Source organism: Phycicoccus avicenniae, assembly GCF_018139485.1.
Taxonomy (GTDB): Bacteria; Actinomycetota; Actinomycetes; order Actinomycetales; family Dermatophilaceae; genus Phycicoccus; species Phycicoccus avicenniae.
On record NZ_JAGSNF010000004.1, the window covers coordinates 1 to 17,983 of the forward strand.

At 74.9% G+C, this 17,983-nt stretch carries 19 protein-coding genes; 11 read left to right on the forward strand and 8 right to left on the reverse strand.

The annotated features are described in order from the left end of the window. Both KC207_RS04015 and KC207_RS04020 read right to left on the reverse strand, forming a co-directional pair. On the reverse strand, nt 1-408 hold a 408-nt coding region (locus KC207_RS04015; RefSeq protein ID WP_249138547.1), incomplete at its 3' end, for a chaplin family protein. A gap of 84 nt (nt 409-492) precedes the next feature. Next, nucleotides 493-1,692, reverse strand: a complete 1,200-nt coding sequence (locus KC207_RS04020; RefSeq protein WP_211601629.1) for a hypothetical protein — start codon at nt 1,690-1,692, stop codon at nt 493-495. Nucleotides 1,693-2,059: 367 nt separating this feature from the next. Between KC207_RS04020 and KC207_RS04025 the strand changes: the two genes are divergently transcribed. Next, a complete protein-coding gene (locus KC207_RS04025) occupies nt 2,060-2,758 on the forward strand; it encodes a dienelactone hydrolase family protein (RefSeq protein ID WP_211601630.1) in 699 nt (232 codons plus the stop codon). 24 nt (nt 2,759-2,782) lie between these two features. Here KC207_RS04025 and KC207_RS04030 read toward each other — a convergent pair whose 3' ends face one another. From KC207_RS04030 to KC207_RS04040, 3 genes are read right to left on the reverse strand one after another with little or no spacing between them, the layout of a single operon-like run. Further along, the gene (locus KC207_RS04030; RefSeq protein WP_211601631.1) at nt 2,783-3,064 is read right to left on the reverse strand and encodes a MazG nucleotide pyrophosphohydrolase domain-containing protein; all 282 of its coding nucleotides are present in this window, start codon (nt 3,062-3,064) and stop codon (nt 2,783-2,785) included. A 41-nt stretch (nt 3,065-3,105) separates the two neighbouring features. Beyond that, entirely contained in the window at nt 3,106-3,771 is a 666-nt protein-coding gene (locus KC207_RS04035) for an LON peptidase substrate-binding domain-containing protein (protein WP_211601632.1), read from the reverse strand. Nucleotides 3,772-3,807: 36 nt separating this feature from the next. Beyond that, nucleotides 3,808-4,758 carry an N-acetylglucosamine-6-phosphate deacetylase gene (locus KC207_RS04040; protein ID WP_249138548.1) on the reverse strand — a complete coding sequence of 317 codons (951 nt, stop codon included), beginning with the start codon at nt 4,756-4,758 and terminating at the stop codon, nt 3,808-3,810. Nucleotides 4,759-4,830: 72 nt separating this feature from the next. On the opposite strand from KC207_RS04040, the gene KC207_RS04045 reads away from it, so the two are divergent. After that, entirely contained in the window at nt 4,831-5,538 is a 708-nt protein-coding gene (locus KC207_RS04045; protein WP_211601633.1) for a M50 family metallopeptidase, read from the forward strand. Nucleotides 5,539-5,772: 234 nt separating this feature from the next. After that, on the forward strand, nt 5,773-7,311 hold the full coding sequence (locus KC207_RS04050) for a DEAD/DEAH box helicase (protein ID WP_211601634.1): 1,539 nt from the start codon (nt 5,773-5,775) through the stop codon (nt 7,309-7,311). A gap of 62 nt (nt 7,312-7,373) precedes the next feature. Here KC207_RS04050 and KC207_RS04055 read toward each other — a convergent pair whose 3' ends face one another. Next, nucleotides 7,374-10,433, reverse strand: coding sequence for an ExeM/NucH family extracellular endonuclease (locus tag KC207_RS04055; protein ID WP_249138549.1), 3,060 nt, complete (start codon nt 10,431-10,433; stop codon nt 7,374-7,376). A gap of 269 nt (nt 10,434-10,702) precedes the next feature. On the opposite strand from KC207_RS04055, the gene KC207_RS04060 reads away from it, so the two are divergent. Further along, nucleotides 10,703-10,909: a hypervirulence associated TUDOR domain-containing protein gene (locus tag KC207_RS04060; protein WP_211601635.1), complete on the forward strand. Its 207-nt coding sequence runs from the start codon at nt 10,703-10,705 to the stop codon at nt 10,907-10,909. Then, complete coding sequence (locus tag KC207_RS04065; RefSeq protein WP_211601636.1) at nt 10,906-11,217, forward strand: hypothetical protein; 312 nt, start codon at nt 10,906-10,908, stop codon at nt 11,215-11,217. Before KC207_RS04060 ends, KC207_RS04065 begins: the two co-directional genes overlap by 4 nt. 13 nt (nt 11,218-11,230) lie before the next feature. Here the strand turns inward: KC207_RS04065 and KC207_RS04070 are convergent, their stop codons facing one another. Next, on the reverse strand, nt 11,231-12,043 hold the full coding sequence (locus tag KC207_RS04070; RefSeq protein ID WP_211601637.1) for an alpha/beta fold hydrolase: 813 nt from the start codon (nt 12,041-12,043) through the stop codon (nt 11,231-11,233). Between the two features lie 83 nt (nt 12,044-12,126). On the opposite strand from KC207_RS04070, the gene KC207_RS04075 reads away from it, so the two are divergent. Beyond that, nucleotides 12,127-12,744, forward strand: a complete 618-nt coding sequence (locus tag KC207_RS04075; protein WP_249138550.1) for a TetR/AcrR family transcriptional regulator — start codon at nt 12,127-12,129, stop codon at nt 12,742-12,744. Nucleotides 12,745-12,753: 9 nt separating this feature from the next. Here KC207_RS04075 and KC207_RS04080 read toward each other — a convergent pair whose 3' ends face one another. Next, the gene (locus KC207_RS04080; RefSeq protein ID WP_249138551.1) at nt 12,754-13,653 is read right to left on the reverse strand and encodes a DeoR/GlpR family DNA-binding transcription regulator; all 900 of its coding nucleotides are present in this window, start codon (nt 13,651-13,653) and stop codon (nt 12,754-12,756) included. 21 nt (nt 13,654-13,674) lie between these two features. Here KC207_RS04080 and KC207_RS04085 point away from each other — a divergent pair, with 21 nt between their 5' ends. From KC207_RS04085 to KC207_RS04105, 5 genes are read left to right on the forward strand one after another with little or no spacing between them, the layout of a single operon-like run. After that, nucleotides 13,675-14,550, forward strand: a complete 876-nt coding sequence (locus tag KC207_RS04085; protein WP_211601638.1) for an SIS domain-containing protein — start codon at nt 13,675-13,677, stop codon at nt 14,548-14,550. Continuing rightward, nucleotides 14,550-15,452 carry an ROK family protein gene (locus KC207_RS04090; protein ID WP_211601639.1) on the forward strand — a complete coding sequence of 301 codons (903 nt, stop codon included), beginning with the start codon at nt 14,550-14,552 and terminating at the stop codon, nt 15,450-15,452. The genes KC207_RS04085 and KC207_RS04090 overlap by 1 nt, the downstream gene beginning before the upstream one ends. Next, nucleotides 15,449-16,411, forward strand: a complete 963-nt coding sequence (locus KC207_RS04095) for a 1-phosphofructokinase family hexose kinase (RefSeq protein WP_211601640.1) — start codon at nt 15,449-15,451, stop codon at nt 16,409-16,411. The genes KC207_RS04090 and KC207_RS04095 overlap by 4 nt, the downstream gene beginning before the upstream one ends. Next, a complete protein-coding gene (locus tag KC207_RS04100) occupies nt 16,408-17,253 on the forward strand; it encodes a class II fructose-bisphosphate aldolase (protein ID WP_211601641.1) in 846 nt (281 codons plus the stop codon). Before KC207_RS04095 ends, KC207_RS04100 begins: the two co-directional genes overlap by 4 nt. Further along, entirely contained in the window at nt 17,250-17,981 is a 732-nt protein-coding gene (locus tag KC207_RS04105) for a hypothetical protein (protein ID WP_211601642.1), read from the forward strand. Before KC207_RS04100 ends, KC207_RS04105 begins: the two co-directional genes overlap by 4 nt. The last annotated feature ends 2 nt before the right edge of the window (nt 17,982-17,983 follow it).

Consider the following 17,983-nt stretch of genomic DNA (forward strand, 5'->3'; position numbering starts at 1 on the left):
CGAGCCGGAACCCGTCGACGCAGCAGCCTGCGAGTCCGAGCTCTTCGAGTCACCGACCACGGACACGGCGTTCCCACCGGCCGTCACCGGCGCCTGGACGACCGCGTCGGCATCGTTCCCGCCGGCCACGCTGTCCTCACCCGAGGTGGCGTCACCACCGGACGACCCCGAGCCGGAACCCGTCGACGCAGCAGCCTGCGAGTCCGAGCTCTTCGAGTCACCGACCACGGACACGGCGTTCCCACCGGCCGTCACCGGCGCCTCCACGACGGCTTCGACGACATTCCCTCCGAGGAGGCTGTCCGTTCCCGACATGGACTCGTCGGCCCACGCCGATGCGGAGAAGAACACTCCGCTTCCGATCACGAGGGCTGCGGTTCCGAGCCCTCTGCGAATGCATGCACGCATGATTCGACGTCCTTTCCTGACTGAATGTGTCCCGCGACGACCGCGGGTGGGCGCCCACGCACCTCGACGGTGCGCAGGGGCCGTTCAACCAGGGCTGGTGCCGGGGATGAGGGCAGGGGACGGTGCAGGGCGCACCGTCAGCTCCCGCACGAGGTCGCTGAGCGCCTCGGGGAGCGCCGGCCAGACGACGGGGAGGGCCGCGACGTCCGGACCCGGTCCGGCGCCCCCCTTCCCGCGGTTCGCGCCGGACGAGGAACCCAGGGCCCCCGCGGCCGCGGCGACTCCGAGGAGCGACAGCGGCTGCAGGGGAGCGGGGGCCCCGGGAAGCTGAGGACGAACGCCGTCGGCGACAGCCGCGGCGACGACCGCCGAGGTCGCGGCGGCGGCAGCGACCACGGTGGCCGGCTGCACGACGGACCGAGCATGCTCGGCGAGGCGGAGGCTCGCGGCCTCCGCACGGAGGACCCCGGGCGCTGCACCGAGCACCGGACGGGCCGAGGGATCGAGGTCACGAAGGACGCCCGGAGCCGGGTCGACGACGTCACGGCCCGAGGTCGGCGCCCCGACCGGGTCGAGCACGTCGCCCACCGGCTCGTCGACGACGTCGTGGGCGGCGCCCGGGGCGCCGCCGGCCACACCGTCGACGACGTCGGTCACAGGGTCCACGCCGCCGACGACGGTCTCGACGACCTCCGTGACATCACCCACGGCCCCGTCGGCGACGTCCGTGACGGGGTCGAGGGTGCCGGTCACCGCCCCGCCGAGTGCCTCGTCGGCCACGTCGGTGACCGACGTGACGGCGCGGTCCGCGACGCGGGTCACCGTCCGGGCCGACTCGGTCGCCGTCGAGGTGGTGCTCCGGACGGCGGTCGTCGCGCTCTTGCCGGTGCGCTGGACGGTGGTGGTCGTGGTCTCGACGGTGTCAGCGGTCTTCGTCGTCGTCGACCGGACGGTGGCATCGACCGCGGTGGACGCCGAGTCGACCACCGGCTCGACGACCGGCGCGGCGGGCGTCGCCGCCTTCACGGTCTCGGTGGTCTTCGTGACCGTCGCGGCCACGTCGTCGGTCGTCGTCCGCGCGGTCGAGGCCACGGCCGCGGTCGTCGACTCGACGACCTCGTCGACCGGCTCGGTCACGGCCTTCTCGACGACGGTGTCGGCGTTCTCGAGGACCTTCCCCGCGCTCCCGAGGAGACCCTCGTCGGCCGATGCGGAGCTCGCGAAGGCGACGGTGAGGAGGAACCAGGTGAGCCCGAGGACGGCAGCGCCGAGCACGACCCTCACGGGCCCCCTCAGCACCACACGGTCGTCCACCACGGCTCCCATCGGTTCTCTCACCTGGAACTTCGTTTCACTAGACCACGCCGGATTGCATTCCCTCAAGCATTTCTCCGAATTCGTTCGCGCAACTATTCGCCGACTGAGGAATAGCGCAATTCGCCGCCCGGAGAGCCGTGTCGACCGGACGGTCGGTCATTGCCATTTCAATCACAGGTGTCTACGCCGGAAATGACAACGTTGACGTCGGTCCGTCGCCGTCGCCGGGCTCGCCTCCCGGGCGTCGCCGCTGATCGGTTGCGACACAGCGGATCCCGGGCGCTCAGCGCGTGACGTTCGGACCCTGCGCGGCAGGGTGCGCGATACTGGCCGGATGAGCACCGTGATCGAGGTCGCGACCCCTGACGGACCCATGCCGACGCACCTGTGGACCCCCGCCTCGGGCACCGGTCCGGGCGTGCTCCTGCTCCAGGAGATCTTCGGTGTCAGCCCCTACGTCCGACGCCGGGCCCAGGACCTCGCCGACCTCGGATACGCCGTCCTCGCCCCCGAGATCTACTGGCGGATCGGCGTCGGCGAGGTGGCCGACGGCCCCTCGATGCTCGACGAGGGACTCGCCGCCGCCGGCCGGCTGGACTGGGACCTCGCCGTCGCCGATGCGCGCACGGCCCTGGACGCGCTGGCCGCCCGCGACGACGTCACGGGCGGCGTCGCGGTCGTCGGGTTCTGCTTCGGTGGGGGCCTGGGGTACGCGGCCGTCGCCGAGCGCCCGGCCGACGCCCTCGTCTCGTTCTACGGCTCGGCCCTGCCCGACCTCGTGCAGGCGGTCCCGTCGGTGTCCACCCCCTCGCTCCACGTCTTCGGTGAGGCGGACTCCTACATCCCCATGGACGTCGTCGCCCGCATCCGGGACAGCGTGACCTCCGGTCCCGCCCCGGCCGACGTCGTGACCTACCCCGGCGCCGACCACGCCTTCGACAACCCGGACTTCGTCAACCACGACCCGGACGCGAGCCGCGACGCCTGGGCCACGGCGACGCGCTGGCTCGGCCAGCGGCTCCCGACCGGCTGACCGCCCCGTCGCTCAGGGCGGACGTCAGGGGCAGGCGCACGGGGCGCAGCCGCACCGCGGACACCCCTGGGCGTAGCGGGCGACCGCGGCGTCGAGGTCGACGCCCATCTGGTTCGCGAGCGAGGCGACCCAGGCCACGACGTCGCCGAACTCGTGCTCGCGCTGCTCGTGGGTGCCCTTGCGCACCGCCTGCGCGAGCTCACCGACCTCCTCGGCCAGCCACGCGACGGTGCTCGGCACCCCTCGGGCTCGGTCCCGCTCGCCGTAGGTGTCCTCGATGACCCGCTGCAGGTGTGCCAGCTCCATCCCCGCAACGTACCCGCGAGGCGACGCGGGGCCCCGCGCCGTCAGTTGAGCGACGGCCCCTCGGGCTCCGGCACCGACGGCAGCGCCCCGAACTCGCCCACGATCGCGGTCTCCCGGCGCAGCAGCGACAGCACCGTCCGCAGGCGCGTCGCGGGGTCGGGGCCGTCGAGGACCCGCTGGCGGTCGGCGACGTCGAGGACCATCCGTTCCGCCACGCGGTACGGCACGTCCTTCGCGAGCGCCTCGAGCGGCTCGGCCGTCGCGCCGACGGTGTCGAGGTACTGCTCGTGCGCCAGGCGCACCCGCGCCGCGAGGGCCTCGAGGGGCGCGTCCTCGGGAACGGGCTCGTCCTCGAGCCAGGTGACGTCTCCGGTGACGTACGGGGTGCCCGCGGCGTCGTCGACCCGGTCGAGACGGAACCGCCGCGCACCGCGTCCGACGAGGTGCACCACCGTCCCGGAGGGTCCCTCCGCGAGCGCCATCGCGTCGACGACGGCCTCGCACCCGATGCCCTGGAGGTCGGCGGCACGTCCGTCGCCGACCTCGTGCCCCTGACGGATGAGGAGGACCCCGAACCGCCGCTCGCCCTCGGGCAGCTCGGCGAGGTCCTGCGCGAGCCGCAGGTAGCGCGGCTCGAACAGCTGCAGCGGCAGCCTGCCCCCGGGCAGCAGGACGGTGCCGAGCGGGAACAGCGGCAACGGACTCACCCCGCCACTGTAGGCGCGGCGGCCGAGGGCCAGGAGTCAGCCGAGCCCGACGGCGCGGGCGGGGGTGAGGGTCGCGGCCCGTAGGGCGTCCGCCCTGTCGATGCCGGCGACCTCGACGGCCCAGCGGACGGCGCCGGGCAGCGTCGTCGTGCTCCCCGCGATCGACCCGCCGTCGACGAGGCGGGCCGTCCCCTCGGACACGGTGACGGCCAGCCCCCCGAGCTCGTAGTCACCGTCACCGAGTCCGGTCGCCGTCATCGCGTCGGAGACGAGCGCCACGTGGTCGGGTCCGACGACGTCGAAGACCATCCGGACCACCTCCGGGGCGACGTGCACGCCGTCGGCGATGAGCTCGACGACCGCCTCACCGCGCGCCGCGGCGGCGAGCGCCGCCGCCACCGGGCCGCCCGCGCGGTGGTGCATCGGGGGCATCCCGTTGAAGAGGTGCGTCACGAGGGCCGGGGTGCCCTGCAGGTCGGCCACCGCCGCGAGGGTCCGCGCCGTCGTCTCCGCGTCGGCGTCGGTGTGGCCGACGGACGGGCGGATGCCGTGTGCGACGAGGGTCCGCACGAGGGCGTCCGCCCCCGGCAGCTCGGGGGCGAACGTGAGGTGGCGCAGCGCCCGGGGCGCTCCGCCGGCCGCGGCGGCCTCGACGAGCCGCTCGACGAGGGCCGGGTCGGGTGCGCGGAGGGCATCCGGGTCGTGCGCCCCACGGCGCTCGACGGACAGGAATGGTCCCTCGAGGTGGATGCCGGCGAGGACGCCCTCCGCGACGAGGGGCGCGAGGACCCCGACCTGGGCCACGAGGTCGTCCGGACGGGCGGAGACCAGGCTCGCGACGAGTGTCCCGACACCGTCGGCGGCGTGGTGGGAGGCCGCGCGGCGGCTGCCGTCCGCGCTCGTCCCGAAGGCGTCCCCGACGGCACCGTGGCAGTGGACGTCGACGAGCCCTCCGGGTGGCAGCAGGTCGGTGGGTGGGGCGCTCACGACGGGTGACGCTACCGGGGTCGGCCGGGGCGGTGGGGTCCGGGCACAGGTCGCGCCAGTAGCGTCGCGCCCGTGGACCGGCTCGACCAGGCGTGGGACCGGGTGCAGCCCGTGGGCGAGGTGACCCTGAGCGGCACCCCGCTCCTCGTCGTGCTCGGCGCCGCCCTCGTCGTCGTCGGGGTCCGTCCGCTCTGGTCGGTGCTGCGGCTCGCGGTCACCCTGGTCCACGAGCTGGGGCACGCGGGCGTGGGCGTGCTCTCCGGGCGGCGCTTCACCGGGTTCGTGCTGCGCGGGGACATGTCGGGCCACGCCGTGACGGTCGGCCCGGCGCGGGGGTTCGGCCGGGTCGCCACGACGTGGGCCGGCTACCCCGCTCCCGCCGTCGTCGGTGCGCTGCTCGTCGTGCTGGCCGTCGCGGGCTGGGGTCCCGCCGTGCTCGCCGTCGTGCTCCTCGTCCTCGTGCTCTCCCTCGTGCGGGCCCGCTCGGTGCTCACCGCCGCCGTCGTCCTCGCCGTCGGCGCCGCGACGGCCACCCTGTGGTGGTCCGCGGGCGACCTGCTCCAGGCACAGGTGCTCGTCGGCACCGGCCTCGTGCTCCTCGTCGGGGCCTGGCGCCACCTCGGCGCCGTGGCCGGCAGCCGGGACGGGCAGAGCGACGCGGCCGTGCTCGCCCGGCTCACCCCGCTGCCTCGGACCGTCTGGCTGCTCAGCTTCGTCGTCGTGTGCGCCGGGGCGACGTGGGTCGTCGCGGGCGCCGTCCTGCCGGCGCTGCGCGGCTGACCCGCGGCCACACCGGGCGGCACGTCCCCCGCGGTGTCGGGTCGGGCCCCGGGGGTGCCGTAGTCTTGACCCATCGGGCCGTCCAGTTCTGCCCCGGACCCGATCCTTTGATGTCGATGCCGATGTGACGAGCACGTCACGGCGCCGCGGCCCCGAAGCCCGCCCGGCAGAACATCCGACGCCGACGCCGGTGACCGCACCCGCGTCGAGCCAGACCGCCTTGGAGAACCCTCCGTGTCCGACGACACCTTCGGCACGCTCGGCGTGCCCCCCGTCCTCGTCGACGTCCTCGCCTCCGCGGGGATCTCGACGCCCACCCCCATCCAGCAGGCCACCCTGCCCGACTCTCTCGCCGGCCGGGACGTCCTCGGCCGGGGACGCACCGGCTCGGGCAAGACGCTCGCGTTCGTGCTGCCGCTGCTCTCCCGGGTCGCCGCCGACAAGGGAGGCCGCGCCCCGAGGCGCCCCCGCGCCCTCGTCCTCGCCCCCACCCGCGAGCTCGCGGCGCAGATCGACGAGGTGGCCGCACCCCTGGCGGCCGCTCTCGGGCTGCGGACGACGACGGTGTTCGGCGGCGTCGGCCAGGGCCCCCAGGTGTCCGCGCTACGGCGCGGGATCGACCTCCTCGTCGCCTGCCCCGGCCGGCTCGAGGACCTCATCGGCCAGGGCCACGCCGACCTGTCCCGCGTGGAGGTCACCGTCATCGACGAGGCCGACCACATGTCGGACCTCGGGTTCCTCCCCCAGGTCAAGCGCCTCCTGGACGCCACCCCGCCGGGGGGCCAGCGGATGCTGTTCTCCGCGACCCTCGACTCCGGGATCGGCGTGCTCGCGAAGCGGTACCTGCACGACCCGGTGAAGCACGAGGCCGACTCGGACCGCTCGCCGGTGTCCGCGATGGCCCACCACGTGCTGCACGTCGCGCCGACCGCCCACCTCGCCGTCCTCACCGACCTCGCCGCCGCGCCGGGACGCACGGTCGTGTTCACCCGGACCAAGCACCGCGCCAAGCGGATCGCCCGGCAGCTCAACGCCGCCGGGGTCGCCGCGGTCGAGCTGCACGGCAACCTCAGCCAGGGCCAGCGGACCCGCACGATGGAGGCCTTCCACAGCGGTGCCGCGGGGACCCTCGTCGCGACCGACATCGCGGCGCGGGGCATCCACGTCGACGACGTCGCCCTCGTCGTCCACGCGGACCCGCCGGTCGAGCACAAGGCGTACCTGCACCGCTCCGGGCGCACCGCCCGGGCCGGCGCCTCCGGCACCGTCGTCACGCTCATGACCGACGACCAGGTCCGTGACGTGCGCGACCTCACCCGCAAGGCCGGGATCCGCCCCACCGTCACCCGCGCGCACGAGACCCACCCCGTCCTCCTCGAGCTCGCTCCCGGGGACCGCTCGTTCGAGGGCGGGCTGGTCCCGTCCGGGCCGGGCGGCTCGCGTGGCGGTTCCGGTGGCGGCGGCCGGTCCGACGGCGGCCGGTCCGGTGGCCGTTCCGGCGGCGGCCGATCCGGTGGTCGCGCCGGCGGCGGCCGATCCGGCGGCGGCCGGTCCGGCGGTGGCCGGTCCGACGGTGGCTCTGCGGGCGGTCGACGGTCCGGTGGGACACGCTCGACGGGCGTCCCCGCCGCCGCGGCCTCCGGTGACGGGGGCGGTCGGCGCGGGAACGGTCGCCGCCGCGGCTCGCGTAGGGGTGGCGCCGCGTCGCCGACGTCCCGCCCCGGCGGTGCCGCGGCCTTCTCCGAGCGCGCGGGCGGACGCCGCACCCGCTGAGCCACCGCCACGACGAGGGCCCCACGGCAGGATGCCGTGGGGCCCTCGTCGTGGCTCGCCGGTCAGCGCAGGACGAAGCCGCTCGTCAGCGTCTGACCGTTCCACGGCACGACGACGGTGACCTCGTAGGTGGCGCCCCGCTCGGGGAGGCCCCGCGTGCGGAGGAGGTAGACCCACTCGCCGTCCTCGAGGCGCATCTCGCCCTCCGCGACGACGTCCCCGTCGAGGGTGACGACGACCTCGGGCTGCAGGCCCTCGGGCACCGAGCCGTCGGCCAGGGTGAAGGAGGCCTTCACCGGGACCGTCGAGTTCTGCTTCACCGAGCGCCCGGCCTTGGCGAGCGGGCCGGTGATGCCGTCCGTCTCCAGGGTCGCGTTCGGCGCGAGACCGACCATGACGGGGTCGTGGTCGGAGACCCGGAACTCGTCCGGCGCGAAGAGGGTGTCGATCTGGCCCGCGGACTTGAAGTCGGTGTTGTAGTCGAGCACCGACGGCTCGTCCGCGTTGACGTGGTAGTCCGCGACCCCGGTGACCTGCCCGAGCAGCGTCTCCGAGGAGAGCGCGTGGTCGAGGTAGCCCCACTGTCCGTCGAAGACGTAGGAGTAGGCGTCCTCACCGAGGTACTCCCGGACGAGGTTGGTGAAGCCACCCTCCTCGAGCGTCGTGATCGGTGTCTCCATCGCGTAGGAGTTGTAGTCGCCGACCATGAGGACGTCGAGGTCGCCGGTGCCCGTCGGGTCGGTGCCGAACCAGTCGAGCAGGTCCCGCACCGCGTTCGTCCGCACGACCGCGCAGTTGCCCTGGCCGTCACCGAGGTCCGGCGTCTCGCACGCCGAGCCCTTGGACTTCAGGTGGTTGACGTTCGTCGAGAAGACACCACCGGTCGCATCGACCTCCCACGCCTGGAGCAGCGAGGCGCGGTTCTTCGGGGACGCATCGCCGCCGGTGATGAACTCGTCGGTGTTGAGCACCGCGGTCTCACCGACCGGCGTGACGGTGCCGGGCCGGTAGATGGCCCCGACCTTGATGGCGTCGGCCCCGAGGGCGTCGACCTGCCCGGTCAGCGCGTCGACGTCGAGCACCTCGTAGGTGCCGGCTCCCATCTCGGCGTTCACGGCGTCGACGAGGTACTGCAGGGCGCTGTCGGCGCCGTAGCCGTCGTTCTCGACCTCGTTGACCCCGACGACGTCGGCGTCCATCTCGACGATAGCGGCGACGGTCTTCACGGTCTGGCGGTCGAGCTCGGTCTGGTCGCCGGCGCCGCGGCAGTCGAGCGGCGGGCCGCTCACGCCTCCCGTACAGCCGGTGAAGGTGTCGAAGTAGTTGAGCAGGTTCATCCCGACGGCGGTGACGTCACCGCCGACCTCCGGGGCGCCCTCGGGGCGGGGGTTGGCCGCCTCGAAGGTGATGCCCTCCCCGGTCTGCTCGAGAGGGCGAAGGCGCCACGTGTTGGGGCTCGCCCCGTTGCCACCCCAGCCGTACGTCATGACACCGGTCGCGTCGGTGACGGTGTCGCCACCACGCAGGGTGTTCTCGGCACTGAGCGGCTGCCCGCCCCGGCCCCAGATGATCGGCTCGGGGTTCTGGTTCTGCAGCGTGTCGTCGATGACGAGGCGGTTGAGGTCGTTCTGCGCCTGGAGGGCGAGAGCCTCCTCGCCGGGGGCGACGACGTTCGTCGGCTGCTGGAGGCGGCCGCCCGAGGACACCGTCACCTGGCCGAACCGGCCGAGCTGGAAGTGCTCGGTGACCGACAGGTCCTGCGGGAAGGTCACCGACATGCCCTCGTACCGCTCCGGCTCGTCGGGCGAGGAGAAGGGCAGGGTCACCTCGGTCGGCTCGACCGAGCCGGTGCCGCAGAGCTCGATGCTCGTGACGCCCGAGACCTGGGTCTGGTCCTGGAAGTCACCGGCCGTGCCCGTGACGACGACGAGGTCGCCGACCGAGACGGAGTCGTTGCTGCCGTTGAAGACGAAGAGCGCGTCGGAGGTGGCGGGGTCGCCGTCACCCTCCGGGTCCTGGATGTAGAAGCCGCGCAGGGCCGGCGACGGGCCCTCGTAGTCGGCGACGACGACGCCGCGCGTCGTGACCGGACCGGTGACCGCGGCGCTCGCGCCGTAGCCCTGGATCTCGTACGTCGGGGTGACCGCGACCGAGCAGGCGTCGGCCACGCCGAAGGTGACGACGTGGTCGGCCTCCATCGTGTCCGGCGGGTCGTTCGCGTCGAGGTCGGCGACCCCGTCCGCGGCGACGGTGAGCGTGCAGTCCTGACCGGTGGCCGGGGCGGACGCGGGGTCGACGGTGAAGGTCTCGGCGCCACCGGAGACGGTGACGTCGACGGCCCCGTCCTGGGTGCAGACGAGCGAGACGGCGCCGTCGGCGAGCGCGACCGGCTCGCTGAAGGTCACCGAGTACGACTGCGACGGGGTTGCCGTGCCGCCGTCCTCGGGGGTGCTGGACACGACGATCGGGGACTCGTCGGGGGCCGGCTCGCCGTCGCAGTCCGCGGTGTGCGACCCCAGCCCGTCGAACGTGTTGTTCGGGAAGGCGTCCCACTCGAGGGCGGGGTCGAACGCGTCGTCCGGGGTCGTGTCGCCGGCGCACACGCTCGCCATCCGGCGCAGCGTGCTGTCCTGCGTCGTCACGTCACCGGTGCCCCACCGGGTGCCGGGGTCGACGCCGACCTGGCCGAAGGAGTCGACGACCGACCCCGTCGCCCCGCCCTTGCGCAGGACCACCGCGTCGTCGCCGTTGAAGTTGACGACCCCGCCGTTCGTCACGTCGGCCTGGGCGAGGATCGCCGGGTCGGCGCTGGGGTGGGCAGCGACGAAGACGTCGCCCGCGGCCACCGTGCCGGTCAACGCCAGCGACGAGGTGACGCCCGACGAGCCGTTGCTGTAGAGCTCGAGACGGTAGCCACCGCCGGAGAGGTCGATGTCCGCCCCGGTGCCGTTGTAGATCTCGAGCGCCTTGTTGAAGCTCGAGCCCTCGACGTACTCCGAGACGACGAGGTCGGTGGCGGGGTCGGCCGACGCGGGGGTGGGCGTCAGGGCGACGGGGGTGGCCAGGGCGAGGGCGCCGACGGCGACCCTTCCCACGAGCCGACGCAGCGGCGTCCGGTGCATGCATCCTCCAGAGGTATCGCGGGGGGCCGCCGACCTGTCCTCGGTGCCTCGACCCGCAGTGGTGCGCGGCGAACCTAACACCGTCGTCAGACAGGGAACAGGGCTGCAGCGTGACCTGCGGGTAAGGACTGGGTAAAGCCTCGGACCGTCCACCCGCGCGCCTCCTCCCACCGTGCGTCGGGTTTGTCGAACCTGCAGGTCACAGCCGGTCCCGGGCGGCGCGCAGCGGCTAGCGTCGAGGGCGTCCGACCGACGAAGGAGCATCGACGATGGCGTACAGCAAGGGCGACGAGGTCAGCTGGAAGACCTCGCAGGGCACGACGCACGGCACGGTCAAGGAGAAGCGGGTGAAGGAGTTCCAGCACGACGGGCAGACCTTCAAGCCCGAGGACGACGACCCGTACTACCTCGTGGAGTCCGAGAAGACGGGGTCGGTCGCCGCCCACAAGGAGTCGGCCCTGAGGAAGAAGTCGTGAGCCCCGTCCCGCCGAAGGACGTCCAGGAGGCCGCCGCCCGCGCGGTCCGCTGGATCGAGGACGGCAAGGCCGGCAAGAACTTCACCGACACCGGACGGAGGCGGGCGCACCAGCTCGCCGACGGCGACGACGTGAGCGAGCAGGTCGTGAAGAAGATGCACGCCTACTTCGCGCGACACTCCGTCGACAAGGACGCCGACGGCTTCAAGCACGGGACCGACGGCTTCCCGAGCCCCGGCCGCGTCGCGTGGGACGCCTGGGGCGGCGACCCCGGCGAGCGGTGGGCGAACAGCCAGGTCGACGGCTGACCCGACGGCCGGGTCAGTCGGACTGGGCACCGGGGACGGAGACCTCCCGGAGGAACCGGGCGAGCACCGGCGCCATCGCCTCGGGGTCCCAGGCGTGGCCGGCGCCGGGCAGCTCTGCCACCGTCGCCCGGGGCAGGACCTCGGCGAGACGAGCCGCGGCCGCCGGCATCTCCGGGAAGGTCTCCGACCCGAAGCACGTGAGCACCGGGAGGTCGACGGTCGACCCGAGGGACCGGTCCTCCAGCGCCGCCGTCGCCCACGCCAACGCCTGAGCGTCCGCCCGCTGCGTCCGTGTGGCCGCGGCGAGCCGGGGCCAGGCCGGCGAGGACCTCATGCCGTCCAGCCACTCGGGCGGCATGTCCCGCATGTACTGCTCCGTCGCCGCCTCGAGGTCGCCGGCGTCGAGGTGCCGCTCCACGTCGGCGGCCCACGCCGCCGTGTCCGCCGCTGGGCCCGCGAGCGGCGCCTCCCAGAGCACGAGCCCCTCCGCTCGCACCCCGTCGGCCACCGCCCGGAGCGCCAGCGAGCACCCGGAGGAGTGCCCGACGAGGACGACGGGTTCCCCGACGTGGTCGACGACCGCACGGAGCGCCGCGACCTCCCGGGCGAGGTCCAGCACCCCGTGGGCCACCGACTCGTTCCGCCCGAGGCGGTCCGGGACGAGCGCGCGGCAGCCGCCGTCGGCGAGGAGGCGGGCGGTCGACGCGGTCATCTCGTCGTCCGCCCTCGACGGGCCGGCTCCGGCGACGAACACGACGGCCGGACCGGACCCGAGGTCGTCGAGGGCGACGCGGTCGCCGCGGCTGCTCGTCACGAAGGTGGTCATCGTCACTCCCTGATATTGGACTAGTGAGTACAGAAAGTGACACTAGACTGAGTCGTCCAGAGTCGCAAGAGGAAGGACGTCCCGTGCCGGCCGCACTCCGCCCCAGCTCCGCGCGCAAGCGCGCCGCCGTGCTCGCTGCCGCCGAGCAGGTGTTCCTCCGCGACGGCTACCGCGCGGCGACGATGGACGAGGTGGCGTCGATCTCCGGGGTGTCGAAGCAGACGGCCTACGCGCACTTCGGCTCGAAGGAGGCACTGTTCGTCGCCCTCGTCACGTCGATGACCGAGGACGCCGGCGAACGGACCGAGCCGGAGCCGCCCGACGCGGTGGGCGGGGTCGAGGCGTTCCTCCTCGAGCACGCCCGGGCCCTCCTCGAGGCGGTCCTCGCGCCGCGGATCGTCCGGCTGCGACGGCTCGTCGTCGGGGAGGCGATGCACTTCCCCGGGCTCGGCGAGGCGCTGTGGACCCACGGCCCGGCGGCGTCGATGGCGTGGGTCGCGCAGCACCTGCGGGACTTCGCCGACCGGGGGTGGCTGCACGTCCCGGACCCCGACCGGTCCGCCGCGACGTGGAACTGGCTCGTCATGGCGGCCCCCCTCGAGGAGGCGATGCTCCGCGGCGGCCCGGACGAGGGGGCAGACGGCCTCGAAGCCCACTGCCGGGAGGCGGTCCGGGTCTTCCTCGCCGCGCACGCCGCCTGAGCACCGGCGTCAGGGGGCCGGGGCCACCACCGTCTCGACCTCGGCGGCCTCCAGCGCGTGGGCCGTCTCGTCGTCGACCGGACGGTCCGTGACGAGCACGTCGACGGCCGACAGCGGCAGGATCCGCGCGAACGTGCCACGCCCGATCTTCGTCGCGTCGGCCGCCACGACGACCCTGCGGGCCACCGCCGCGAGGTCGCGGCTGGCCTGGGCCTCGCCCTCGTGCACCGTCGTCGCCCCGAAGCGACCGCTCAGCCCGTCGACGCCGAGGACCGCGAGGTCGAGGGCGACGTCCTGCAGCGAGGCCGTGACCATCGGGCCGACGAGCTCGTAGGACTGCCGGCGCGGCACGCCTCCGGTGACGACGATCTTCACGTGCTCCCGCACCGACAGCTCGTAGGCGATGTTGAGGGCGTTCGTCACGACGGTGACCCCGGGCGCCCCGTCGGCCGGGCGCAGGGCGTCGTCGCGGCCGAGCCGCCGGGCGACCTCGGTCGTCGTCGTCCCCCCGTTGAGGCCGACGGCGTCCCCCGGGCGGACGAGACAGGCGACGGCGTCGGCGATGGCGACCTTGGCCGACGCCTGCCGAGCCGCCTTGTACTGCAGTGGCAGCTCGTACCCCGAGCCGCGCGCCGTCGCCCCGCCGTGGGTGCGGGTGACGAGGCCCTGCTCGGCGAGCGTCGTGAGATCCCGGCGCACCGTGGCGCCCGAGACGCCGAGCGCGCGCTCCACGTCCGCCACCGTCACCGTGCCGCGCTCGCTCACGAGGTCGAGGAGGGCGGCGAGCCGCTGTTGGGGGGTCATCCGGTCTCCTGTCCGGTCGGTGCGGACAGTGTTGCACGCGCTGATCGTTTCTGATCGAATGAAGATCGTTCGATCATTCTCGTGCAGCACCGTCGTGGTGCGCACCCCACCACTGGAGACCGCCCCATGCCCCGCTTCCACGTCGAGGACGAGATCGCCTCGCAGCCCGAGACCTGGGCGGCGGCCCTCGCGCTCGCGCCGACCGTCGCCGACCACCTGCCCGCCCCCGGGGAGCGGGTCGCCGTCGTCGGGTGCGGCACGAGCTGGTTCGTCGCGATGGCCTACGCGGTCCTGCGCGAGCAGGCGGACCACGGCCTCACGGACGCCTTCGCCGGCAGCGAGTTCCCCACGACCCGGGACTACGACCGCGTCGTCGCGATCTCGCGGTCCGGCACGACGACCGAGATCGTGACGCTGCTCGAGCGTCTCCACGGCCGGCCGACGACCCTGCTCACCGCGGTGCCCGACGCCCCGGCGGCCGCGGTCGCCGGGGCGGTCGTCGACCTGTCCTTCGCCGACGAGCGGTCCGTCGTCCAGACCCGGTTCGCGACGAGCGCCCTCGCGCTCCTGCGGGCGCACACCGGTGAGGACCTCGACCGGGCCGTCGCCGACGCCCGCACCGCGCTCACGACCCCGCTCCCGGACGCCGGGACCGACCAGTGCACCTTCCTCGGCCAGGGCTGGACCGTCGGCCTCGCGGCCGAGGCCGCCCTGAAGACCCGTGAGGCCGCGCAGTTCTGGGCCGAGTCCTACCCGGCGATGGACTACCGCCACGGACCCGTCGCCATCGCCCAGCCGGGCCGCCTCGTCTGGAGCCTCGGCGAGGTCCCCGAGGGCCTCGACGAGGAGGTCGCCGCCACCGGCGCGACGTTCGTGCACCACGACCTCGACCCGATGGCGGGCCTCGTCGTCGCCCAGCGCTTCGCCGTCGCGCTCGCCGTGGCGCGCGGGCTCGACCCCGACAACCCCCGATCCCTCACCCGGTCCGTCATCCTCACGTGATGGACACCTCCGTCCCCGTGTGGGGGGTCGACGTCGGCGGGACGACGACCAAGGCCCTCCGGCTCGACGCCGCGGGCGCCGTGCTCGACGAGCGCCGCGCGCCGACGACGGGACCGGACCCCGACGGCACGCTCGTCACGGCGACGGTGGCCCGGCTGCTCGACGGACGGGACCCGCGCGAGCCGGTGGGGGTCGTCGTGCCCGGCATCGTCGACGACGAGGCGGGGGTCGCGCGCTGGTCGGCGAACCTCGGCTTCCGCGACGCCCCGCTGCTGCGCCACCTCACCGACCGGCTGCGCGGGCCGGTGGCCTTCGGGCACGACGTCCGCGCGGGCGCCCTCGCGGAGGCCGCCGACGGCGCGGCGGCCGGCGTCGAGGGCCCGGTCGTCTTCCTCCCGGTCGGGACGGGCATCGCCGCGGCGACGCTCGTCGACGGCCGGCCGGTCGTCTCCGAGGGCTGGGCGGGCGAGGTCGGCCAGCTCGTCCTGCCCGGCGGCCGCTGCGCCGGGCACCGGGTCGAGGAGGTCGGGTCGGCCGCGGCCCTCGCGCGGCGAGCCGGCGAGCCGGACGCCCTGAGCGTCGCCCGCCGGGTCGAGGCGGGCGACCCCGACGCCCGCGCGCTGTGGGACGACGCGGTCGAGGCCCTCGCCGTCGCGACCGCCGCGCTCGTCGTGTCGGTCGCCCCGACCGTGGTCGTCCTCGGGGGCGGGCTCTCCCGGTCCGGTCGCCTGCTCCTCGACCCGCTGGGGGACGCGCTCGCCGCACTCGTGCCGGGCCTGCGCGTCCCGCGTCTCGTCACCGCGAGCCACGGCGACCTCGCCGCGGCCCGCGGTGCCGCCGTCCTCGCGCGCCGGGCCGATGCGAGGACCTCGCCCGACGGCGGGGACGGAGCCCTCCGGTGACCACGCCGTCCCGGGTCGTCGTCGTGACCCCCAACCCGGCCGTCGACGTCACGTACCGGGTCGACGAGCAGCGCCTCGGGGAGACCGTCCGGGTCCGCGACGTCGTCCGGCGCCCGGGCGGCAAGGGGGTCAACGTCACCCGCGTCCTCACCGCGCTCGGCGTCCCCGCGGTCGCGGTCCAGCCCGTCGGCGGCGCCGCGGGGGCCTGGTTCGCCGAGTCGCTCGGCGCGGACGTCGACGCCGTCTGCGTCCCGAGCCCCGTCGGCACCCGCACGACGGTCGCCGTGGACGACCGTGCGACCCACCCGACGCTCTTCGCCGAGCCGGGTGACCCGCAGCCGGCCGAGGTCTGGGACCGGGTCGTCGGCGAGGTGGACCGGCTCGCCGTCCCCGGCGGCTGGGTGGTCGTGTCGGGGTCCCTGCCACCGGAAACCCCGGTCGACCTCGTGGCCCGGCTCGTCGCGGCGTCGCACGGCGCCGGAGCCCGGGTGCTCGTCGACACCTCCGGGGCACCCCTCCTCGCCGCCGCCGAGGCCCGCGCCGACCTCCTGACCCCCAACGCCGACGAGGCCCGCTCCGCCACCGGCGCGGACGACGTCCGGCTCGCCGTCGACGACCTCCTCGCCTGCGGGGCGGGTGCGGTCGTCGTCTCGCGAGGGGCGGACGGACTCCTCGCCCGGACCGCGACCGGTGCCGAGGCCGAGCAAGCCGCCGTCCCCGGGGTCTCGGGCAACCCGACCGGCGCGGGCGACGCCGCGACCGCGGGGCTGCTCGAGGCTCTCGGCGCTGACGCCGTCTCCGCCGCCAGCCTGGCGCCCGCCCTTCGCCGGGCAGCCGTCGTGGCGGCTGCCGCCGTGCTGTCGGCGGTCGCGGGCGACGCCGACCCGGCCGTCCTCGACGGGCTCGACGCCCGTCTCGCCCCACCACCGCCCACCCGTCCCCGCGAGGAGAGCCCGTGACCCCGTCCACCCCCCGGCAGCAGGCCCGGCCCGACCTCGTCGGCGAGTCCCGGTCCGCCGGCCGCGGCCTCGGCGCCTTCAACGTCGTCCTCCTCGAGCACGCCGAGGGCATCGTGTCCGGTGCCGAGGACGCCGGCCTGCCGGTCGTGCTCCAGGTGAGCCAGAACACCGCGCGCTACCACGGCGCCTTCGAGCCGGTCGGCGTCGCGAGCATCGCCCTCGCCAGGGCCGCGACGGTCCCGGTCCTCGTCCACCTCGACCACGCCGAGGACGTCGACCTCGTCCAGCGCGCCGTGGCCCTCGGGGTCGACAGCGTCATGTACGACGGGTCCGCCCTGCCCTACGACGAGAACGTCGCGACGACCCGTGCCGTCGTCGAGCACTGCCACGCCCACGGCGTCCGGGTCGAGGCCGAGCTCGGCGAGGTCGGCGGCAAGGACGGCGTCCACGCCCCCGGGGCGCGGACCGACCCCGACGAGGCGGCGGCCTTCGTCGCCGCCACGGGCGTCGACTCGCTCGCGGTCGCCGTCGGCACCTCGCACGCGATGACGACGCGGACGGCGGCCGTCGACCACGACCTCATCGCGCGACTCGCCGCGACCGTGCCGGTCCCGCTCGTGCTCCACGGCTCGTCGGGGCTCGACGACGCCGGTCTCGCCGCGGCCGTCGCCGCCGGGATGACGAAGGTCAACATCTCGACCCACCTCAACGCGCTCTTCACCGCCGCCGTCCGCGACGCCCTGACCGACGACGCGGTCGTCGACCCCAGGAAGTACGTCGGCCCGGGCCGGGACGCCCTCGCCGCCGAGGTCACGCGCCTGCTGCGGCTGCTCCACGGATGACCTCGCTCCTCGGCCTGCCACCGTCGTCCGCCCCGCCGGACGCGGGCCTCCTCGAGCGGGTGCGCGACGCCCTCGGGGCGGACCGGCCACCGGGCGAGGCCGCCGACCTGCCGCACCCCGACCTGCCCGCCCTCGTCGCGACCCTGCGGGCGCTCGAGGACGACGCCGTGCGACGGCACCGCTCGCTCGGGCTGTCGGAGGGGCGGACCGCGGCGACGCTCGCCGACGTCGGACGCAAGGTCGCGACGTACGGCGCGGACGCGCCCCTGTGGTGGCTCGTCGAGATCCTCCGCGGCGACGTCGTCGCCGCCGGCCGGCTCCAGGTGCAGCGGGTGCCGGCCGCGGACGGGGCCGCGCTCCACGTCCCGGAAGGCGGCCCGCTCACCCCGGACGCGGTCGACGAGGCCCTCGCCGAGGTCCGACGCGTCGTCGGGCCGGTCCCCCTGCACTGCACGACGTGGCTCTTCGACCCGGTGCTCGACGGGCTCGCCCCGACGTCGAACATCCGCCGTCTCCGCGCCCGCTTCGACGTCGCGCCCGCCGCGCCGTCGCCGGAGGGGGACGAGGACGCCTGCCGGTTCGTCTTCCGGCGCACCGTCGCGGAGGTGCTCGACGTCGAGACCGTCCACCCCCGCACCTCCCTCGAGCGGCTCGTCGCCGGTCACCTGCGCGCGGGCGGTCACTGGTCGGTCCCCCGCGGGACCGTGCGCGCGTCGGTCGCCGCCTGACC